General features: G+C 58.9%; 15 protein-coding genes. 4 read left to right on the top strand and 11 right to left on the bottom strand.

The window, feature by feature from the left end:
* Positions 1-133 precede the first annotated feature (133 nt).
* The 7 genes from BQ9846_RS02125 to BQ9846_RS02155 all read right to left on the bottom strand — a co-directional run bounded on the left by BQ9846_RS02125 (position 134) and on the right by BQ9846_RS02155 (position 7,625).
* Complete coding sequence (locus BQ9846_RS02125; protein WP_075879458.1) at positions 134-1,732, bottom strand: isocitrate lyase; 1,599 nt, start codon at positions 1,730-1,732, stop codon at positions 134-136.
* 287 nt (positions 1,733-2,019) lie between these two features.
* Positions 2,020-3,195, bottom strand: a complete 1,176-nt coding sequence (locus tag BQ9846_RS02130) for a cupin domain-containing protein (protein ID WP_075878975.1) — start codon at positions 3,193-3,195, stop codon at positions 2,020-2,022.
* Between the two features lie 40 nt (positions 3,196-3,235).
* Complete coding sequence (purB, locus tag BQ9846_RS02135) at positions 3,236-4,621, bottom strand: adenylosuccinate lyase (RefSeq protein WP_075878976.1); 1,386 nt, start codon at positions 4,619-4,621, stop codon at positions 3,236-3,238.
* A gap of 72 nt (positions 4,622-4,693) precedes the next feature.
* Complete coding sequence (gene hflD, locus BQ9846_RS02140; RefSeq protein WP_075878978.1) at positions 4,694-5,335, bottom strand: high frequency lysogenization protein HflD; 642 nt, start codon at positions 5,333-5,335, stop codon at positions 4,694-4,696.
* Positions 5,332-6,444, bottom strand: a complete 1,113-nt coding sequence (mnmA, locus tag BQ9846_RS02145) for a tRNA 2-thiouridine(34) synthase MnmA (protein ID WP_075878980.1) — start codon at positions 6,442-6,444, stop codon at positions 5,332-5,334. The genes hflD and mnmA overlap by 4 nt, the downstream gene beginning before the upstream one ends.
* Positions 6,445-6,525: 81 nt before the next feature.
* Positions 6,526-6,981: an NUDIX domain-containing protein gene (locus tag BQ9846_RS02150; protein ID WP_075878981.1), complete on the bottom strand. Its 456-nt coding sequence runs from the start codon at positions 6,979-6,981 to the stop codon at positions 6,526-6,528.
* Positions 6,978-7,625 carry a pseudouridine synthase gene (locus tag BQ9846_RS02155; protein ID WP_075878982.1) on the bottom strand — a complete coding sequence of 216 codons (648 nt, stop codon included), beginning with the start codon at positions 7,623-7,625 and terminating at the stop codon, positions 6,978-6,980. The genes BQ9846_RS02150 and BQ9846_RS02155 overlap by 4 nt, the downstream gene beginning before the upstream one ends.
* A 135-nt stretch (positions 7,626-7,760) precedes the next feature.
* Here BQ9846_RS02155 and icd point away from each other — a divergent pair, with 135 nt between their 5' ends.
* From icd to clpA, 3 genes are all read left to right on the top strand, one after another.
* The gene (gene icd, locus BQ9846_RS02160) at positions 7,761-9,017 is read left to right on the top strand and encodes an NADP-dependent isocitrate dehydrogenase (protein WP_075878984.1); all 1,257 of its coding nucleotides are present in this window, start codon (positions 7,761-7,763) and stop codon (positions 9,015-9,017) included.
* Positions 9,018-9,148: 131 nt separating this feature from the next.
* Positions 9,149-9,502 (top strand): ATP-dependent Clp protease adapter ClpS, encoded by a 354-nt coding sequence (clpS, locus tag BQ9846_RS02165; protein ID WP_202403058.1) that lies wholly within the window; start codon positions 9,149-9,151, stop codon positions 9,500-9,502.
* A 151-nt stretch (positions 9,503-9,653) separates the two neighbouring features.
* Positions 9,654-11,933, top strand: a complete 2,280-nt coding sequence (gene clpA, locus BQ9846_RS02170; RefSeq protein ID WP_075878985.1) for an ATP-dependent Clp protease ATP-binding subunit ClpA — start codon at positions 9,654-9,656, stop codon at positions 11,931-11,933.
* Between the two features lie 133 nt (positions 11,934-12,066).
* Here the strand turns inward: clpA and infA are convergent, their stop codons facing one another.
* The 4 genes from infA to aat form a co-directional block, all read right to left on the bottom strand.
* Complete coding sequence (gene infA, locus BQ9846_RS02175; RefSeq protein WP_026352028.1) at positions 12,067-12,285, bottom strand: translation initiation factor IF-1; 219 nt, start codon at positions 12,283-12,285, stop codon at positions 12,067-12,069.
* A 136-nt stretch (positions 12,286-12,421) separates the two neighbouring features.
* The gene (locus tag BQ9846_RS02180) at positions 12,422-13,159 is read right to left on the bottom strand and encodes an arginyltransferase (RefSeq protein ID WP_075878986.1); all 738 of its coding nucleotides are present in this window, start codon (positions 13,157-13,159) and stop codon (positions 12,422-12,424) included.
* A gap of 99 nt (positions 13,160-13,258) precedes the next feature.
* Positions 13,259-14,635, bottom strand: coding sequence for an RNA-guided endonuclease IscB (gene iscB / locus BQ9846_RS02185; protein WP_075878987.1), 1,377 nt, complete (start codon positions 14,633-14,635; stop codon positions 13,259-13,261).
* Positions 14,636-14,956: 321 nt separating this feature from the next.
* Complete coding sequence (gene aat / locus BQ9846_RS02190) at positions 14,957-15,715, bottom strand: leucyl/phenylalanyl-tRNA--protein transferase (protein WP_075878988.1); 759 nt, start codon at positions 15,713-15,715, stop codon at positions 14,957-14,959.
* Between the two features lie 156 nt (positions 15,716-15,871).
* Between aat and BQ9846_RS02195 the strand changes: the two genes are divergently transcribed.
* A complete protein-coding gene (locus BQ9846_RS02195; protein ID WP_075878989.1) occupies positions 15,872-18,970 on the top strand; it encodes a DNA translocase FtsK 4TM domain-containing protein in 3,099 nt (1,032 codons plus the stop codon).
* Positions 18,971-19,048: the final 78 nt, after the last annotated feature.

Consider the following 19,048-nt stretch of genomic DNA (forward strand, 5'->3'; position numbering starts at 1 on the left):
TCGCCCGACTGTGTACCTCATAATGTGAAAAGACCGGGAAAGTGGGGGGAGGAAGGGCAGTAAAAAAAACGTTTCTCGTTAAACGAAAAGGGGCTCCAAATGGAGCCCCTTGGCGTGCATTGCCGTGTGGCGATTAGCCAAACTGGTTCATGGTGTTGTCTTTACCGCCCGCTTTGAGCGCGGCGTCACCATGGAAGAACTCTTTATGGTCGTCGCCGATATTGGAGCCGGCCATGTCTTGGTGCTTCACGGTGGCGATGCCTTGACGGATCTCCTGGCGCTGTACCCCTGCCACGTAAGCCAGCATGCCTTCGTCGCCGAAGTAACCCTTGGCCAGGTTGTCGGTCGAAAGGGCGGCGGTGTGGTAGGTGGGCAGCGTGATCAGGTGGTGGAAGATACCCGCTTCGCGTGCGCCATCGCGCTGGAAGTTGCGAGTCCACTCGTCGGCCAGTTGACCCAGTTCGGTATCGTCGTACTCGGGCGCCATCAGCTTATCGCGGTCGTAGGCTGAGACATCCTTGCCTTCTTCCTTCCAAGCATCGAATACCTGCTGGCGGAAGTTGAGCGTCCAGTTGAACGACGGCGAGTTGTTGTAGACCAGCTTGGCATCCGGGCAGACTTCGCGGATACGGTTCACCATGCCGGCGATCTGGCCAACGTGGGGCTTCTCGGTCTCGATCCACAGAAGGTCAGCGCCGTTTTGCAGGCTGGTGATGCAGTCCAGTACCACGCGGTCTTCACCGGTACCCGGCTTGAACTGGAAGAGGCCGGAAGCGAGACGCTTGACCTTGACCAGCTTGCCGTTTTGCTTGATGACGACGTCGCCGTTGTTGATGTCGGCGGCGCTGTCGATCTCATCGCCATCGAGGTAGCTGTTGTACTGATCGCCCAGGTCGCCTGGCTCGTTGGTGACGGCGATTTTCTGGGTCAGGCCGGCGCCAAGCGAGTCGGTGCGAGCAACAATGACGCCATCTTCCACGCCCAGCTCCAAAAACGCGTAGCGAACCGCGTTGATCTTGGCGATGAAGTCGGCGTGGGGCACGGTCACTTTGCCATCCTGGTGGCCACACTGCTTCTCGTCGGACACCTGGTTTTCCAACTGGATACAGCACGCACCGGCTTCGATGAACTTCTTGGCCAGTAAGTAAGTCGCCTCGGCGTTACCGAAACCGGCGTCGATGTCGGCGATGATCGGGACGATGTGCGTCTCGTGGTTGTCGATCTTGCTAATCAGCTCTTGCTCTTGAGCCTTATCGCCAGCTTGCTGCGCGTCTTCCAGCGCGCGGAACAGGTGGTTAAGCTCCCACGCATCGGCTTGCTTCAAGAAGGTGTAGAGCTCTTCGATCAAGTCGGCGACAGAGGTCTTCTCGTGCATGGACTGATCGGGCAGCGGGCCGAACTCAGAGCGCAGCGCGGCAACCATCCAGCCAGAGAGATAGAGATAGCTACGCTTGGTGGTGTTGAAGTGCTTTTTAATCGAGATCAGCTTCTGCTGACCGATAAAGCCGTGCCAGCAGCCCAGTGACTGGGTGTACTTCGAGGTGTCTGCGTCGTAGGCCGCCATGTCTTCACGCATGATCTTGGCGGTGTAGCGGGCGATATCCAGGCCCGTGTGGAAGCGGTTCTGGCTACGCATGCGCGCGGCGTATTCCGGCTTGATGTTGTCCCACTTGCCGCCTTGTGCTTCACGCAGTTGAGCGAGTGCTTTGATTTCTTCGAGCAGTCCAGTCATGAGCTTTCCCTCAGGGTCGTGATAGTCAATCGCAGGCCAGACGTTAATCATGCTGCACCTGCGAAGTTGATACCAGCATCCTCGATAACGCCGGCACTGTCTTTAAACAAAAGGTCTAAGGGCCGCCGGGGGCGAGAATGCTGGGCAGGCCGTCTGGCGCTGCGTTGGTGCTACTATCGCTGAAGGCGTGCACTGCAACAATTGCCCCTTGGGGGCAGACAGCGTTGTAACCCGACTACACCAAGGGGCGCTCATGCGCTGAAACGGTAGTCATATTTCCCAGGCGCTTACTCCTCCTCGTCCTCCAGCTGCCAATAGAGGCTGCCGGCGTTGACCAGTTGGGTGAGTAGCGCAGTGGCTTCCGGCAGTTCGAGAATATCTTCATGCAGGGGGCGAGGGGTCGCCACGCGCTGGGCGAGCTCCTGGGTACAGACGAAACCGTCGCCATCGGCAAACAGCGTGGTGACATTGCCGTCGGTACGCCATGCAAAGCGTGACCCTGGGGCGTGGTGCAGCGGCTCCTTTTGTAGCTCGGCAACAAGCTGCGCCTCGTTAAGCGGCGGGTCATGGGGGATTAACTGGTCGACGTATTTGGGTTGGGTCATCACGCGTCCAAACCACTGGCTGATTTGCGCCGGTTTATCCAAGGTATCGAGGATTAGCCGACGCATGCGCTCCAAGGCGTCATCGTCGATTTCGGAAGCATCCTCAACAGGGGCCATGCCGGCGTCGCTGTAGCGCGTGGAGGGCGGTAGCTGCTCGCCTAAGTAGTCGGCGTACGAGGTCACCGCCTCATCGGCAGAGGGCGCGCGAAACCCGACGGAAATCGTCATGCAGTCATCGGATTGGCTGACGCCATGGTGGGCCCAAGCCGGCGGCAGATAGAGCATATCACCGGGCTCCAGCACCCAGTCCGAGCCCGGTTCAAGGTCAAATTTCTGCAGGATGCGCAGGTCGATACCGGGAATAATCGGCGCGTTATCCGCCACCTTATTGCCCAGCTGCCAGCGCCGCTGACCACTGGCTTGTAGCAGGAAGACATCGTACTGGTCCACGTGTGGGCCAACGCTGCCGCCCGGAGGGGCGTAGCTGATCATAATATCGTCAACCCGCCAGCGAGGGAGAAAATCGAATTCGTCGAGCAGATTCGCCACTGCGGGGACGTAGTGATCCACTGCCTGTACCAGAAGGCTCCAGTTCTCCTCGGGTAGACGCTCGAAAGTGGCGTCATCAAAGGGGCCGTGCGATACCTGCCACGGGCCAGCGGGGCCGTTTTCTTCCACCAAGCGCGCTTCAACCCCCTCCTCGCAGGCGAGGCCGGCCAGCTCATCGGCATCCAGCGGGGTTAAAAAATCCGGGAAAGCCCCGCGAATAAGCAGCGGCTTCTGTTGCCAATATTCGGCCATAAATTCGGCCGGGGTTAAGTCGCCCAGCAGCGTCAGCGGCGTGTCGCGGTGGCTCATGGCGGTATCCTTTTAAGAAGAGAGCTAAGCGAGTGAAGGCTTACAGCGCGTTGAGTTGGGTAATCAGCGCTTTGGCCTGGGTTTCGGCGTTGCCGATGTAACGCGCAGGCGTGAGCGCTTTTAGCGCCTGTTTAACATCGTCGGGAAGCGCTAAGGTGTCAATAAAGGCGGCAAAGCCGGCTTGGTCGATGCGCTTGCCCCGTGTCAGCTCCTTGAGCTTCTCGTAGGGTTTTTCAATACCGTAGCGGCGCATGACGGTTTGAATCGGTTCGGCGAGAACCTCCCAGCTGCTGTCCAAATCGGCCGCCAGGCGCTCGGGGTTGGCTTCAAGCTTGCTAATGCCTTTGAGCGAGGCGTGGTAGGCAATCACCCCGTAAGCCAGGCCGACGCCTAAGTTGCGCAGTACGGTGGAGTCGGTGAGATCACGCTGCCAGCGTGAAATCGGCAGTTTTTGCGCCAGGTGGCTAAGCACTGCGTTGGAGAGGCCGAGGTTGCCTTCGGAGTTCTCGAAGTCGATAGGGTTGACCTTGTGCGGCATGGTGGAGGAGCCAATTTCGCCGGCAACGGTCTTCTGTTTGAAATACCCCAGCGAGATGTAGCCCCATACGTCGCGGTCGAAGTCGATCAAAATGGTGTTGAAGCGGCACACCGCATCGAAGAGTTCGGCGATGTAGTCGTGCGGCTCGATCTGGGTGGTGTAGGGATTGAAGGTAAGCCCCAGGCCCTCGACAAAGGTTTGCGCATTGGCTTGCCAGTCGATTTCTGGATAGGTGGTCAAGTGGGCGTTGTAGTTGCCGACCGCGCCGTTGATCTTGCCCAAAATTTCCACGCGCTCAATCTGTTTGAGCTGGCGCTTCAAGCGGTAGGCGACGTTGGCCAACTCTTTGCCAAGCGTCGTGGGGCTTGCGGTTTGCCCGTGGGTGCGAGAAAGCATCGGCTGAGCGGCGTGTTCACCCGCGAGGCGCGCGATCTCATCGGCGACCTGGTGCATGGTAGGCAGTAGCGCCTCTAGGCCGTCGGCCAGCATGACCCCGTAGGAGAGGTTGTTGATATCTTCGCTGGTGCAGGCGAAGTGAATAAACTCGGTCACCGCCTGTAGCTCGGGCTGGCTTTCAATCTTCTCTTTGAGGAAATACTCTACCGCTTTCACGTCGTGATTGGTGGTGCGCTCAATCTCTTTAATACGTTCGGCGTCTTCCAGCGAGAAATCGCGAATCAAGGCATGCAAAAACGCACTTGCCTCGGCGGAAAGCGGCGGCACTTCCGTGATCTGGGGGTGCTCGGCGAGGCGCTCCAGCCAGCGCACTTCGACAATGACGCGGGCGCGGATCAGGCCGAATTCGCTGAAGTGTTCGCGTAGGTTGGCGGCTTTAGCGCCGTAGCGACCATCAACGGGGGAGAGAGCGGTAAGAGCAGAGAGATGCATGAGCGTGGAGTCCAGTCGTGAGCGATGGGGTTTAAAAGAGCGTTCGTGAACAATAAAGGTGTAAGAAAAGCGTTAGCTTAAATCATCGAGCGCGCGGCGCAGCGCTTTGCGCTGAAAGATCAGTTTCCAGCGACGCCCGCCTTGCTGGTGCCACAGCAGTGCGAAGCGGATTCCCGCCATCAAGCAGGCGCGTACGCGCTCAGGCATCATGCGGCTTTGCAGCATGGAAGGGTCGCCCTGCACCACGATGCGGGTTTTAAACGTTGAGATAGTCTCTTGGTAGGCTTCCCCGAGGCTTGCGATCACGTTTTCGTGAGTGCTGCCAAAGTGCTCCGCCTGATGCTGCACATGGCCAAGCTTCTCGCCGAGCTGATCCATCATGGCGCTGTTTTTGCGCAGCTGGTTCATCAGCAGTAGCAAGGAAAAACCGTAGCGTAGCACCACCGGGTTGGCTTGCTTACGCCCGACCAGCGCCTCCAGCATATCGAGCCCGCGGCGTAAGTTGTTGGGGTGGCCGCCGTAGATCGCTTCAAAACTTTCAGGATTCGTGTCCACGGTGGCCTGAATCAGGGTGTCCCAGGCGCGCTGATCCACTTGCCCTGTCCGCGCCAGTTCATCCACGAGACTCGCAGCTTGAAAGACACCGGCGAGCGCCAGCGCTTGGCGCGTGGCGGGGTTATCCGGGGCGCGGTGAATCGGTGTTGTCGTTGTCATGCGGCCGCCTCCTGGGCGTTCCATGTGGTGCGAATGACACCGCCGCCGAGGCAAATATCGCCGTCGTAAATCACCAGCGATTGCCCCGGTGTGACGGAGCGCTGCGGCTCATCAAAGCGAACCTCGACGCTGCCGTCGTCGCGACACAGCAGTGAGCAGGGGCGGTCGCTTTGGCGGTAGCGCGTCTTGGCCGTGAAGCGGCCTTCGCGTGCGGGGGGGTGGCCGGCTACCCACTCCATGGGCTCGGTGGCAAGCGAATCCGAATAGAGCAGCGGGTGATGCTTGCCCTGCACGGCCACCAGCACATTGCGGTCTAAATCTTTCGCCGCTACGTACCAGGGGTCTTCGGAGTAATTGGCCAAACCGCCGATGCCTAATCCCTGGCGCTGACCCAGGGTGTAATACATTAGGCCCATGTGCTCGCCGATTACATCGCCCTCGGGCGTTTCCACCTTGCCCGGCTGGGCGGGGAGGTAGCGCTTGAGAAAGTCGCTAAAGCGGCGCTCGCCGATAAAGCAGATACCGGTGGAGTCCTTTTTCTTCGCGGTAATGAACTCGTGCTGCTCGGCCAGGGCGCGAACGGTGGGCTTTTCCAACTCGCCCACGGGGAATAGCGTGCGCGCGATGGCGGCTTCTGGCACGGCGTGCAAGAAATAGCTTTGATCCTTGTTGGGATCTAGCCCCTTGAGCAGTCTGGGGCGCCCGTTACGGATGCCTTGGCGCACATAGTGGCCCGTGGCGATCATCTCGGCGCCGAGCTTCTCCGCGTAGTCGAGAAAGACCTTAAACTTGATTTCGCGGTTGCAGAGGATATCCGGGTTTGGCGTGCGCCCCGCTTTATATTCGGCCAAGAAGTGCTCGAAGACGTTGTCCCAGTACTCGGCGGCGAAGTTGGCCGTATGCAGGGGAATCCCCAGCTTTTTGCACACCACCGCAGCGTCGAGCAGGTCATCTTTGGCGGTACAGTATTCGGTGCCGTCGTCCTCATCCCAGTTTTTCATAAACAAGCCCTCGACCTCGTACCCCTGTTGCAGGAGCAGAAGGGCGGAGACGGAGGAGTCGACGCCGCCGGACATGCCGACGATCACTTTGCCTTTGGTGGATGGCATGGGCATCCTCTTGAAGTGGTCTGCAAATGCGGAAAGATTATACACGATGCGGTCGATTGGCTTCGACCTTTGCCAGCGTGTTCACTCGCGAATCACGCTAAGCGGGTAAATCGGCCCTGTTTGGGCGTCAAGAATACGCGCCAGCACTAGCGGGCTGCGCAGCCGGCCTTGGGCGCTTAAGGTTTGCATCTCCTCTTGGCTGAGCCAGTGAGTGGCGGTAATGGGGCTGTCGAGAGGGGTGTTGAGAAAGCGCCGCGGTTTCGCCACAAATCCGTGGCTATGAAACGTCAACCCGCCCGGGGCATGGAACACATAAAGCCCCAGGTAACCGATGAGCTCGATTTCCCAAGCGGTTTCCTCGCGCACTTCACGGTTAATCGCGGCCAGCGGCCCTTCCCCGGGCTCAACGTGCCCCGCCGGCTGGTTGAACAGCGTTTCCCGGCCGCCGCACGCTTCCTCCACCACTAAATAGCGGTTGTGACGTTGGATCACGCAGGCAACGGTGGTGCGCAACGCTATATCAGTGCGCGAGCTCATGACGTGACCTTCCGGCGGTTTTGCCGTGGCTTGTGTTGGGATGAAGCGTTTTTGGGTAAAGTGCGTTTGGATGGACTGTGTTTGGATGATGGAGGCTTAGGGGCATGGAGCACTTCTCGGCGCCACTCTCCCGGCGCCAAACCGTCCAGCCGCCACGGGCCAATCGCCACGCGGATCAAACGCAGGGTGGGGTAGCCCACGTGCGCGGTCATGCGTCTTACCTGGCGGTTACGCCCTTCGGTAATAGTAAGGGCAAGCCAGCTGGTCATCGGGTGGCGTTTGGGATCAATCGGCGGCTGGCGCGGGGCGATTTCAGGGGTGTTAAGTCGCTGCGCTTTGGCCGGGCGCGTCGGGCCATCTTTGAGCGTTACCCCTTGGCGTAGCGCCTGTAGTGCCGTTTCATCGATATCCCCCTCGACTTGCACCCAGTAAGTTTTGGGTTGCTTATGTTGGGGGTGGGATATGCGGTGGATTAACGCGCCGTCGGCGCTTAAAAGGAGAAGGCCTTCTGAGTCGTAGTCTAGCCTCCCGGCGGGATAAATAGCTTTAATATCAATGTGATCAGCAAGAGTGGGGCGCCCCTCGGTGTCGCTGAATTGGCTCAAAACGCGATAGGGTTTGTGCAGCAGGTAAAGGTCGCTCATAGGGGCAATCGTATTGGTGGTTAAACGGGGAAATACTCGACTTTAGAACGGTTCGCTGTGGTAAGGCTACTCCGCAGGGCGGGTGGGATGCTACAATCCGCGCTCCACTGAACAGATCAGACAGGGGAGTTCTCTATGGGTTTCCAGAAAATTGTAGTTCCTGAAGGCGGTGAAAAGATTACCGTTAACGCCGACAACACCCTGAACGTGCCGAATGAGCCGATCATTCCGTTCATCGAAGGTGACGGCATCGGCGTTGACGTCACGCCGGCAATGAAAATCGCCATCGACAGCGCCGTGCAGAAAGCCTACAACGGCGAGCGCAAAATTCACTGGATGGAAGTGTACGCCGGTGAAAAAGCGACGCAGGTTTACGATCCTGACACTTGGCTGCCGGAAGAGACCCTGGAAGCCGTAAAGGATTACGTCGTCTCTATTAAAGGCCCGCTGACCACGCCGGTAGGCGGCGGTATCCGCTCGCTCAACGTGGCACTGCGTCAGAAGCTGGATTTGTACGTCTGTCAGCGTCCGGTGCGCTGGTTTGAAGGCGTGCCGAGCCCGGTGAAAAAGCCCGGCGACGTCGACATGGTGATCTTCCGTGAAAACTCCGAAGACATCTATGCCGGTATCGAGTGGAAGGCGGGCACGCCGGAAGCCGACAAGGTCATCAAGTTCCTGCGCGAAGAGATGGGCGTTCAGAACATCCGCTTCCCGGAGAACTGCGGTATCGGTGTGAAGCCGGTTTCCGTTGAAGGTACCAAGCGTCTGGTTCGCCAAGCGCTGCAGTACACCATCGACAACGACCGCGAGTCGCTGACGCTGGTGCATAAAGGCAACATCATGAAGTTCACCGAAGGCTCCTTTAAAGATTGGGGCTATGAGCTGGCCAAAGAGGAGTTCGGCGCTGAACTGCTCGACGGCGGCCCGTGGATGACCATGAAGAACCCCAAAACCGGCAAAGAGATTGTCGTCAAAGACGTGATCGCCGACGCCATGCTGCAGCAGATTCTGCTGCGTCCGGCCGAGTACGACGTGATCGCCACGTTGAACTTGAACGGCGACTACCTGTCTGACGCGCTGGCGGCAGAAGTTGGCGGCATCGGTATCGCGCCGGGCGCCAACCTCGCCGACGCCGTGGCTATGTTCGAAGCGACCCACGGCACCGCACCCAAGTACGCTGGCCAGGACAAGGTGAACCCTGGTTCGCTGATTCTCTCCGCCGAGATGATGCTGCGTCACATGGGCTGGGTTGAGGCCGCTGACTTGGTGCTTAAGGGCATGGAAAAAGCTATTTCCAAAGGTGAAGTCACCTATGACTTCCATCGCCTGATGGATGACGCCAAGCTTCTGAAGTGTTCTGAGTTTGGCCAGGCCGTCGCCGATAACATGTAACCCCGTTATCGTGGTCAAAACCCTCGTCCGCGCTGCGGGCGGGGGTTTTTTGTATGGAGCACTGTGCTAATTTTAGCCCTTTGCTGAACCCTTTTGCGCCTAACAGTGTCGATATCAACACTATGCTGAAAATGAATCGTTTAGACATTTCATATGCCGGTATGACGCGTCCTTCCTCCCCCGACGAGGATGACGATCTGGCGGTAAAGCCGGCGGAACCCGAGTTGGCGAAGCCGCCGATGTTTAAAGTGGTGCTGCACAATGACGACTACACGCCGATGGAGTTCGTCATTGAAGTGCTGCAGGAATTTTTCCATATGGAGCACGAAAAGGCCGTACAGATCATGCTGGCGGTGCATACGCAAGGCAAAGCGACATGTGGGATTTTTACCCGTGATATCGCCGAGACAAAAAGCTATCAAGTCAATGAGTACGCGCGCGAGTGCGAACATCCACTGATGAGCGATATTGAGGCGACAGACTGAGAGCGTTGAACATTTTTGCGCACGAGGCTTGCAACCGCGCGCTTTGTACCCGATGTTGAAAGTACAGGTTGGAGATTTGATCCGACGCACGCCCTAGGTGGCGACAAGCCTGGGAATTTTTGCCCCAGGTAGCAGCGAAAAGGGGACTGCCATGCTGAGCAAAGAACTTGAACTGACCCTGAACACGGCTTTCACCGTGGCGCGCTCGAAGCGTCACGAGTTTATGACCGTTGAGCATCTGCTGCTGGCGCTACTCGATAACGCCTCGGCGGTCGATGTGCTGAAAGCCTGCGGGGCCAATGTGGATAAGCTGCGGTCCGATCTGCAGGATTTCATTAATTCCACCACACCGTTGATTCCAGAGGGGCAGGGCGAACGCGAAACCCAGCCGACCTTGGGGTTTCAGCGCGTGCTGCAGCGAGCGGTCTTTCACGTACAGTCGTCGGGTAAAAGTGAGGTAACCGGCGCCAACGTGTTGGTCGCTATTTTCTCTGAGCAGGAGAGCCAAGCCGTTTATTTCCTCAAACAGCAGAGCGTGGCGCGCGTTGACGCGGTCAATTATATCGCCCACGGCATTTCCAAAGTCTCCGGGCACAGCGCTTCTCCCTCGCCGTCGCAGCAGGAGTCGGAGGAGGCCGAAGAGGGCAGCAGTGAAGGGGCGTCACACCCGTTAACGGGTTATGCGACCAACCTGAACGAGCAGGCGCGCCAGGGCAAGGTCGACCCCTTGATCGGGCGCGATTTCGAGCTGGAGCGCGTCGTGCAGATTCTTGCCCGTCGGCGCAAAAATAACCCGCTGCTGGTAGGCGAAGCCGGCGTGGGTAAAACGGCTATCGCCGCCGGTTTGGCCAAGCGTATTGTCGAAGAGGACGTCCCCGAGGTTATTAGTGATGCCGTGGTCTACGAGCTGGATATGGGCGCGCTACTGGCGGGCACCAAATACCGCGGTGACTTTGAAAAACGCCTCAAGGCGCTGCTAGCCGAGCTTAAAAAGCAGCCGCACGCGATTCTGTTTATTGATGAAATCCACACCGTGATCGGTGCGGGCGCTGCCTCGGGCGGGGTCATGGATGCTTCCAACCTTCTCAAGCCGCTGCTCTCCTCGGGTGAGCTGCGCTGCATTGGCTCGACGACCTTCCAGGAGTTTCGCGGCATCTTTGAAAAAGACCGGGCACTTGCCCGCCGCTTCCAAAAGGTCGATGTGCTCGCGCCCTCGGTGGACGATACCATCAAGATCCTCAAGGGCCTGCGTTCGCGCTTTGAGGAGCATCACGAGCTTAAATATACCGATGGCGCGCTAGAAACCGCCGCGCGCTTGGCCGATCGCTACATCAATGACCGTTTCCTGCCGGATAAAGCCATCGACGTCATCGATGAAGCCGGCGCGCATCAGCGGATGCTTCCGCCTGAGGTGCGTGTCGATACTATCGATGTGGATCAGGTTGAAGCGGTGGTCGCATCGATTGCACGGATCCCGCCGAAGAGCGTCTCTAGCTCCGATCGTAAACTGCTGGAAAACCTCGATCGCGATCTCAAAATGCTGGTATTCGGTCAAGACGAAGCGATCGACAGCCTCGCGGCGGCGATCAAGCTTTCGCGCGCCGGCTTGAAATCCCCCGATAAGCCGGTGGGGAGCTTCCTCTTCGCTGGGCCCACCGGTGTGGGTAAAACCGAGGTGGCCAAGCAGCTCTCGCATATCATGGGCATTGAGCTGGTGCGCTTTGATATGTCCGAGTACATGGAGCGGCACACCGTCTCGCGCCTGATTGGCGCGCCTCCCGGCTATGTGGGCTACGACCAGGGGGGGCTGTTGACTGAGGCGATTACCAAGCAGCCCCACTGCGTGTTGCTGTTGGATGAAATCGAAAAAGCGCACCCGGAAGTCTTTAACCTGCTGCTGCAGGTAATGGATCACGGCCGCTTGACCGATAATAACGGGCGCGAAGCCGACTTCCGCCACGTGATCGTGATCATGACCTCTAATGCGGGCGCCGAGCAGGCTTCGCGCCGCTCGATCGGCTTCCAGACGCAGGATCACTCCACCGATGCGATGGAAGTGATTCGGCGGACATTCTCGCCCGAGTTCCGCAACCGCCTCGACGGTATTATCCAATTTAGCGCGCTGCCCACCGATGTGGTACGCAACGTAGTGGATAAGTTCTTGATCGAGCTGCAGGCGCAGTTGGACGAGAAGCGCGTACAGCTGGATGTGGACGATGCGGCACGCGACTGGCTCGCCGAGCAGGGTTACGACCCGGATATGGGCGCGCGTCCCATGGCGCGTTTGATCCAGGAGAAGCTCAAAAAGCCGCTTGCCGAGATGATTCTATTTGGCGAGCTTGCCGAGCACGGCGGCATTGTGCACGTCGGCTTGGAAGAGGGCGAGCTGAGCTTGTCAACCGAGTCGGAAATGGCCGGTGCGCCAGAGTAAACCTCAAACCAGCGGCCGGAGCGATGTTCCGGCCGAACCGACACCAGGTATACGAAAGCGCCCTGTCATCGACGGGGCGTTGTCGTGTATAGCGCTCGCAAATTCGCGTTAAGGCGAAAACCGGGCGCTTAACTCAGCGCGAGCGGTAAACAATGCGGCCCTTGGATAGGTCGTAGGGCGTCAGTTCAACTTTAACTTTATCGCCGGTCAAAATGCGGATGTAGTTTTTACGCATTTTGCCTGAGATATGAGCTGTGACGACGTGGCCATTTTCCAGCTCAACACGGAACATGGTGTTGGGAAGGGTGTCGATAATGACGCCTTCCATTTCAATATGATCTTCGCGTGCCATATAGGCAGATCCTCACTTGATGAACGTTATGGGTGTCATATCGGTTTTGCCCCTATCGGTTTTGTGCCTAGGGGCGAGACGAAAGAACAGCGCTATATTGTGCCGTAAGGCTGGCGTCAAGGCAAAAAAGCCGTGCTTAAAAGGTAATAAGAGGCCGCCATTGGCGTCCATCGAGAATTTCCAGCGGTGAAAAGGCCTGTTTGTAGCGCATTTTGCGGCACTCTTTGATCCAGTACCCGAGATAGAGATGAGGTAACCCTTTGGCGCGCGCCAGCTCAATTAGCTTGAGGATGGCAAAGGTGCCCAGCGAGCGTTTATCCAGCGCCTCATCGGCGGCAAAAAACGTATAGATAGCCGATAGCCCATGCTCTAACTGATCAAATGCCGCGACGCCAACCAGCTCGCCGTTCAGGGTCATCTCCAAAAGCTGGGCGTAGGGTTCATCAAGGGTTAAAAACGTACGGTACTGCTCGCGGCTAGGCGGGTACATGTCGCCATCCGCGTGACGCTTGGCGATGTAGTCGGCGTAAAGCGCATAGTGACGCGGATCAAAGTGAGCGCTTACTGGGCGGGTGTGAATATCGGCGTTGCGACGGTAAAGTTTGCGCTGCGTGCGGTTAGGCGCAAACGCCTCCACGGGGATACGCACCGAGCGGCATGCGTTGCAGCCCTCGCAGTGAGGGCGGTAGAGGTGGCGACCGCTACGGCGAAACCCAAGCAGCGAAAGCGAATCGTAAACGCCGGGCTGAGGAGGCTCTTGCGGGTCTAAGAAAAGCGTGGTCGCTTCACGCCCCGGTAGGTAGCTACAGTCGTGTGGCACCGTTAAAAAAAAACGCAAATCCCTGACGGGTCGGCGTGGCGCGCTGCTACTCACGGTTCGTCTCCTTATTGACTACGTCATCAGATTTTGCGCGGGATACCCGGTACTTCTAGTGCCGGGAGGGATAGCGCGTCGCTCGCAGAGCGACCTGGATTACGCCACCGCTTGTCTCGCTTCTCCTTTTGTTGGTTGATGGATAGTCGGCATGACGTAATAGCCGTAGCCATCGCCTCGTTGGATCAGGGTGCAGTGCCTGTGCGAGATGCCCTGCACGGCCCCTTGATCAGTCTGGATGTTGAAACTGCCTGTCTTGCGCACCGCGACACGGCCGTTATGGGTGCCGGCCTTCTTGCCAGCGGGCACGATGGCCTTGACCATATCGCCGGTTTGAAAGCCGTGTACCTGCTTCTGATGCATCAGGTGGCCGCGTGGAAAACCGTGTTTCGTCAGCCGCGTGCGCTGGTAACTGCCGCGGCCGGTGCATTGGATCGCCAGCGTCGGTACGACCCAATCGTGCAAGCTGTCGAAAACACCGACACAGGCCGCGTCCAGCGCATGGGTCTTGGGAATGTCGAGGCGCTGGCGGTTATACTTGGTGCGCCCGCCGGTGCCAACAGCCACCGGCAGGCCGGGGGCGTTGAGCGCGGTGAACAGCACCCAACGGGGGGCATTGACCGCGCTGGCATCACGCAGCGGGCGCTTGAGTTCACGCTGCACGCGCTCCAGCCGTGCGTCCGCTAACAAACCGTTGGCCTTGAAGCGCTTTTTCAGGCCTTTATCACGCGCAAAGAAGTCCGCCAGGGGTAGTGAGTCCTTGGCCTGATTGCAGTCGTGGCAGGCCATGGTCAGGTTGCTGACCCGGTTAGAGCCGCCGCTTGAACTCGGCACCACATGCTCAATTTCCAGCGGTGTATCAGCGGCACCACAGTAGGCGCACTCACGACCCCATTTCTCCAGCAGGTACTCGCGCACTTCGTAGCCTAGCAGCGTACCCTGCTGGTATTCGACGCCGCTGATTTCCGGGTTTTCCAGCTTCTGGGTATCAAAGCGCACCAACTCCTGGCTGATGCCAGTGACCGGCGCCAGCCGAGAAAGCCGCTCCACCCACGCCATCACCGTATCCACCCGATGCTGCAAGCTGGGCGGTAGCCAGTCGGCTTTGCGCTTCCGGTTGTCAAAGCGTGGGGCGCGGTAGCGCAGGTTCTTTGAGCGGCGACGCCGACGAAAGGCGGCGCGCTGCGCTAGTGCTTTTTTGATCTGAAAGCCGCGATGCACCAGGTCAAACAGGCACAGCACATGGCGCTGCTCACCGTCCGATTCACGCATCAGCGCCAGCCCGGTCGTTTTGCTGCCGGGATCGAGCCCTAAGCGAAGCGGTTGCGTCTCGCCGCCGACGCGATCTTTCAGTCGTATGCAGAACGGGTAGTGTTTATGCACCACGGCGCGACCGCGCTCTAGCAGCAACCGCGCCCGCTTTTCGCTACACGGCATTAACGGCTGCTTCTGTTTGTCCAGTACGAAAACCGCCATGCGATTTCCTCCTTAAAACGTACCCTTACGGGTCTGGTATCGCGGGGCTTGCGCCCCATCTCCCCTCGGGAATGTCGATAACCGGCTCCTGCCTGGCGGCAGCGATCAAGCCCTTCGGCGTTTTACCTTGCGCCAGCATGATCCTGACCTTTCAGTGCCCGCCGCTGAGTGAAGTACGGCGGGGTGAGTCTTGACGACCTGTTATCAACGTAGCGGGTTGGTGTCCGCTCTCCCTGGTCAACCGGGCTTGCTTTCACAAGCCTCTGCCTTCAGGCAGAGGTAGTTGACGTAGGTGACAACTTTCTGCTTAAAACGTTAGCACTACGTCACCAGATTGGCACTATTTGGCTCCGCCAGCGCCAAGAGCCAGGGTGATGGCGGCACACGCGGCGCCTCGCTAGGAGACGTTGGCCATGTAAATGCATGATGAGGTAGCCAGACTTTAAGATAGTCGATGAACGCCTCACGGGCGACCGTAACCGCCCCCAGGCTTGCCAGGTGGGGCGTATGCATTTGGCAATCGATCATCTTACCACCGTATTGGCGCATCGCCGCGCAGAGATAGGCAAGCGCGACTTTTGAGGCATCGGGCGTGAGAGAGAACATGGATTCGCCGAAAAACACAGGGCCCATCGCCAAACCATATAGGCCGCCCACCAAGGTGTCGTGTTGATACACCTCTATGCTGTGGGCGATGCCATGCTGGTGTAGTCGACAGTAGGCGTCCTGCATTTCCGGGGTGATCCAAGTACCGCTTTCGTGTCGCCTGGGCGCGGCGCAGTTGCTAATCACCGTGTCGAACTGTTGGTCAAGCGCGATGCGAAAGCCGCCGTGGCGTAGCCGCTTGGTTAAGCTGCGGCGCTGTTTGAACGCTGCGGGAAAGAGCACCATCCGCGGGTTGGGGCTCCACCATAAAATAGGATCGCCGTCGCTGTACCAGGGAAAGATGCCTTGGCGGTAAGCGCTCACCAACCAGGTGGGCGAAAGCTTCCCACCCGCCGCGAGTAGGCCATCGGGTTCATCGAGCGCCATACCGGTATCGGGAAAGTGGGGGATAGACGCAGAAAGCCAAGGTAGCATGTAATGCTCCCAATACGAGACGATTCGAGAGAAGTCTGGGACGGCAGCAGGATGCTCGGTATGATGCCATCACGCAAGTTAGGTAACGCCACGTTGTATAGAGGCTGTTTTTCAAAAGTGTATTGATTGTGATGTCGGTGCGAAAGGGAGAGACGCTTGAAAGTGAATAAAGCGGCCAATAAACGAGAAACGCGGCAAAAAAGTCAAGCGACCTCGGGGCGTGTCAGCGCCGCCAAAGACAAAGCGCGTCGCGTGGGGCTGCGTTTGCAGGGGGTGGTACGCGAGGGGGTAGTGGTTGTCTTGCTCGCGCTCTGTGTGTTTTTGCTCTTAGCGCTACTCAGCTACCACCCAGGTGATCCCGGATGGTCATACCGTGGCCCTGAAACCGCCATCGCCAATTGGATGGGACCGGTGGGGGCTTGGCTAGCGGATGTTCTCTACTCGCTGCTGGGCGCTAGTGCGCTATGGTGGCCGGGCATGCTGGGGTTTGCGGCTTGGTGGCTGATGCGTTCGCGCCAGGTACGTTTTGAACTCGATGCGGTGGCGATTGCCGTGCGCGCAGGTGGGTTGCTGCTACTCATATTTGGCACCACCATGCTGGGTGCGCTGCACTTTTATCACCCTGAAAGCATCTTGCCGTATGCCTCTGGCGGCATCCTGGGCGAAGGCTTGATGGGTGCGCTGCAGCCACTGGTCAGTAGCCAAGGCGTGGGGCTTGTGGCGGCAGCGCTGATGTTAAGCGGCTTCCCGCTGTTTAGTGGCATGTCGTGGCTACAGGTAGCCGATGAAGTAGGGCGTGGCGCACGGAAGGGCTGGGGTATGGCACTGGCGTTAATGGCTCGCTTGCGCGCGCGTACTCCGCGAAAAGCCGCACAAGCACCGCAGCATCGTGAATCAAACACGGCATCCCAAACGCCTACTGCGCCACATAAACCCGCGAGCGCGCCAAAGCGCCAAGAGCCGGGTTTCTCTTTAGACGCCGAGCAGAAGCCTGACACTCAAAGCCCGGAAAGCCACAAAGAGCGCGCTACGCCGGCGGCTGAAGAGACCGAAATTCCTTGGGATGCCGCCGCGCATTTTACCGCCCGCGCCAAAACCGCCACGGGTGCTGAAAGCGTTGCCGCCCCCCAAAAGCCCGAGCCAGCGGTTGATGAAAGGCGCAAAGAACCCACCCTATCAGCGGAACCGGAACCGGAACCGGAACCGGAACCGGAACCGGAACCGGAACCGGAACCGGAACCGGAACCGGAACCGGAACCGGAACCGGAACCGGAACCGGAACCGGAACCGGAACCGGAACCGGAACCTATTCGCGCGCAAGACCCGGTGCCGGTTACCCTTGCTGAGCCAGAGCCAGAGCCAGAGCCAGAGCCAGAGCCAGAGCCAGAGCCAGAGCCAGAGCCAGAGCCAGAGCCAGAGCCAGAGCCAGAGCCAGAGCCAGAGCCCTCCTCTACGACATTGACGCCGCCACGCACAGGGCAACGCGTGCCCGAAGTGGTGCCGGAGCCCCTGTGGGAAGAGGACGAGTGGGAAAAAAACGAGTGGGAAGACGGTGAAACGCCGGTCTCGCTGCCGCCGCGCTCTGCCTCTGCTGAGCCTCAGCCGGAAACACGACCCGAGTCAAGGCCCGAGCCCGTGTCTGCGCCCAAGCCAACCCCTGAGCCCGAGAGCAACGATGAAAGCCCTGCGCTTTGGACCGTCGAGCATCTGCAAAGTCAGCGCCCGGTACTCGATGATATGCCCGAGCCAGAAGGGGAGCTGCCAAGTCTGCGGCTACTGACCCTGCCCGAGCCGCACCAACCCAACTACAGCGATCAACAGTTAGCTGATATGGCTGAGCTGCTGGAAGTTCGGCTGAAGGAGTATGGCGTTAAAGCAGACGTCGTTGACACCTGGCCGGGGCCGGTGATTACACGCTTTGAAATCAAGCCGGCGGCCGGGGTAAAAGTCTCGAAAATCAGCAATCTGGCGAAAGATCTCGCCCGCTCATTAATGGTGAAGAGCGTGCGGGTGGTGGAGGTGATCCCCGGTCGCCCCACGGTGGGTATCGAAATTCCCAATCCACACCGGGCGATGATCCGCCTGCGCGAAGTCATCGACTCGGAGCGCTATCAGCAAGAGTTGTCACCGCTGACGATGGCGCTGGGTCAAGACATTGGCGGCGGTCCGGTGGTGGCCAATCTCGGCAAGATGCCGCACCTTCTCGTGGCCGGTACCACAGGCTCAGGGAAATCGGTGGGGGTTAACGCGATGCTGATCTCCATGCTGCTCAAGGCCACCCCCGATCAGCTTCGGTTGATCATGGTGGACCCCAAAATGCTGGAGCTGTCGGTTTACGATGGCATTCCGCACCTGCTCGCGCCGGTAGTCACCGATATGAAAGAGGCCGCCAACAGTCTGCGCTGGTGCGTGGCCGAAATGGAGCGACGCTACAAGCTCATGGCGGCGATGGGCGTGCGCAATATTGCCGGTTTCAACGCGCGCCTGGATGAAGCCGAGCGCGCCGGTGCCCAGGTCGCTGACCCCCTGTGGGAGCCGCAACCTTGGGAGATGCACCAAACGCCGCCGGTGCTGGAAAAGCTACCCTACATCGTGGTGGTCATCGACGAGTTTGCCGACATGTTCATGATCGTGGGCAAAAAGGTTGAAGAGCTCATCGCGCGTCTAGCGCAGAAAGCGCGCGCGGCCGGTATTCACTTGATACTGGCCACCCAGCGCCCCTCGGTGGATGTGGTCACCGGCTTGATCAAGGCCAACATCCCGTCGCGCATGGCGTTTCAGGTCTCGTCGCGCATCGATTCGCGCACGATTCTGGATCAAGGCGGCGCGGAGAGCCTGCTGGGTCACGGCGATATGCTCTACTTGCCGGCGGGGTCCGGTCCGCCCAACCGTATTCATGGGGCGTTTGTCGACGACGACGAAGTACACCGTGTGGTGGAGGATTGGAAACGCCGTGGCGAGCCTGAGTATATCGAAGAGATTTTGACCGGAGGGGTCTCGGCGGACGCGCTGACCGGCCTTGAAGCCGAGGGTGGAGAGGGTGACGATGCCGAACAGGACGCACTCTATGACGAGGCCGTGCAGTTTGTGACCGAAACCCGAAAAGCGTCGATTTCAGCCGTTCAGCGCCGCTTTAAAATTGGTTATAACCGCGCGGCAAGGCTGGTCGATGCCATGGAGAGTGCTGGAGTGGTCTCGTCGATGGGCACCAATGGCGCCCGCGAAGTGCTTGCCCCGCCGCCGGTGGGGCACTAGCCACCGGCGGGGTAAACGTGCAAACACCAAGAAAGCGCTTTGGAAGATGAAACCTAGTGGCAGATCACGCGTCTGATG

Origin of the sequence: Vreelandella massiliensis (assembly GCF_900155385.1) — a bacterium.
GTDB classification, from domain to species: domain Bacteria; phylum Pseudomonadota; class Gammaproteobacteria; order Pseudomonadales; family Halomonadaceae; genus Vreelandella; species Vreelandella massiliensis.